At 61.7% G+C, this 2,087-nt stretch carries 2 protein-coding genes and 1 pseudogene; 1 reads left to right on the forward strand and 2 read right to left on the reverse strand.

What is annotated here, in order from left to right; all coding sequences use genetic code 11:
* Window positions 1-51: 51 nt before the first annotated feature.
* Window positions 52-321 (reverse strand): annotated as a pseudogene (locus tag IE00_RS19305) (IS481 family transposase); the annotation flags it as partial.
* 104 nt (window positions 322-425) lie between these two features.
* Entirely contained in the window at window positions 426-1,301 is an 876-nt protein-coding gene (locus tag IE00_RS19310; RefSeq protein WP_072298778.1) for a LysR substrate-binding domain-containing protein, read from the reverse strand.
* 141 nt (window positions 1,302-1,442) lie between these two features.
* On the opposite strand from IE00_RS19310, the gene IE00_RS19315 reads away from it, so the two are divergent.
* Window positions 1,443-2,087: MFS transporter (locus IE00_RS19315; protein WP_139291563.1), on the forward strand; the 645-nt coding region annotated here is incomplete at its 3' end.

Here is a 2,087-nt window from a genome sequence, read left to right on the forward strand (position 1 = left end):
CTGTAGACAGCGGTGCAGCGCTGAGCGTGTCAGATGCGGGATGGACGGCTAAAGGGCATAGAGACAGTCATCAAGCGGCAGCAGCGTGTGGCGTCGAAACGCGACGATGGCCGCCTCCTCAGCCTCCGTGAGGACCGTCGAACGTGGCTCCTTCGGGCCGGTCTTGAGATCTTCGACTGTCTGCCGTTTGCGCCATTTTGCAACGGTCTTGGGATTGATACCCAGCTCCCGGCTCAGCGTCGCGAGCGAAGCTTGCGATCGCTGTATTGCAGCTCTAACCGCGTGCGTGGTCGTGGCGCTTCCGTGACGAACCTGTCCCATAGGGCATCCTTCCATTCCCTCGTAAGAATCTCACCATCAAATCGTGTGATCAAACACCTAGGGTCATAATACCAGACCCATCCCCCTCCCCGGGTGATTAAACCCTACCCGCTGCCGTACCTGTCGATGCACCAGGACCACACGGCATCGACGGCACTGCCGGGCGGGGATGACCGCTTCCGCACCAGGTAGAACCCCGTGTCGGCATCGAAGCCTGCGTCGCCGAGGTTCAAAAGGCGCCCCGCATCCAGATCCTCCTGGACAAAGGCCCGACATGCTATTGCAATTCCCTGCCCTGCCAGCGCCGCGTCCAGCGCCAGGGACGTCTGGTTGAACACCGCACCCGGTACCTTGCCATGGGTCCCGAAGTATCTGGACCAGTAGTCGTAGCCGTCATGCAGAAGCGGAAGGTCGGCGATCTGATCGGGTGCTGTCTCGGATGAGGGCACGCCCGGCAGGTGCGGGCTTGCCACAAGAACAAGCTTTTGCGGAAACAGAAAGCGGGCCTCCAACGCGGACGGGAAGGGGGGACGTGCTTCACGGATTGCAAGATCGACCTGATCGCGGTCGAAATCCGAGACACTGGTCGTCGCCACGGTGCGGAGTTCTACAGACGGAAGCGCCGCCTGCAAGGCCGACAACTGCGGGATCAGCATCCGGGTCGCGAAGGTCGGTGTAACGCTGATGGTGACGGCATCCGCACGATGCTGCAGCTGATCGGTGGCGGCGCTCAGCAGCGCGAAGGCGCGCGACACGTCAGCGAGGTACGCCTTCCCCTGTCCCGTCAGCGCGAGGCCGCGTGGCATCCTGTGAAACAGCGCAAGGCCCAGATGATCCTCCAGAAGCCGAACCTGCTGCGCGACTGCGCCCTGCGTGACGCCCAATTCCTCGGAAGCCACGCGGAAGTTCAGATGACGCCCAGAGACCTCGAAGGCGCGAAGGGCATTCAATGGCGGCAGTGTTCTGGGGGAGATCGACATTTTGATCCTGCAGTTTTTCTACTGGATAGCGGTGTTTTATCTCGCGCGTAAGGCTCCGCGACATCGGGCATAAGAGGCGTGACGCCCCGACCTTGGGGCAGATCAATACCTCTTTCCATTTTATTGCAGATCGAGACCGCCATGACTGCCCACCGTCAACTTCTCATGCCGACATCCTATTCGGTGATCCTGGCCGTCAGCGGCACGCACCTGATCAATGATCTCATCCAGTTCCTGCTGCCAGCGCTCTATCCGGTACTGAAGACAGAGTACGCGCTCAGCTATTTTCAGCTGGGACTGCTGACGCTGGCACAGCAGATCACGGCCTGCTTTCTGCAGCCGATCATGGGTCTCTACGGAGATCTCAGGCCCAAACCCTACATGCTGGCAGTATCCATGGCGGTGGTGGCGGTGGGCGTCGTGATATTGGCCTTGGCCAGTTCATTCGCACTCCTTCTCGCGGCTGCTGCGGTGCTTGGCATCGGTTCGGCACTGTTTCATCCGGAGGCCTCGCGTGTCTGCCGCATGGCCTCGGGTGGCAGGTTCGGTTTCGCCCAGTCCAGCTTTCAGGTCGGCGGCAACACCGGGACCGCCCTCGGGCCCCTTGCCGCGGCGCTGTTCGTTCTACCCTTGGGGCAGGTCAGCACGGTGTGGTTCGGCCTGCTTGCCGTGATCGGGTTCGTGATGCTGATCCGGATCGCAGGCTGGTTCGCCAATCACCAGAGGATGCTGAAGTCGGCCGGAACCCCGCGGACCGAGGGCCCGCAACTGTCACGCCCGCAGCTG

Source organism: Paracoccus sp. SM22M-07 (assembly GCF_001887735.1).
Classification (GTDB): Bacteria; Pseudomonadota; Alphaproteobacteria; order Rhodobacterales; family Rhodobacteraceae; genus Paracoccus.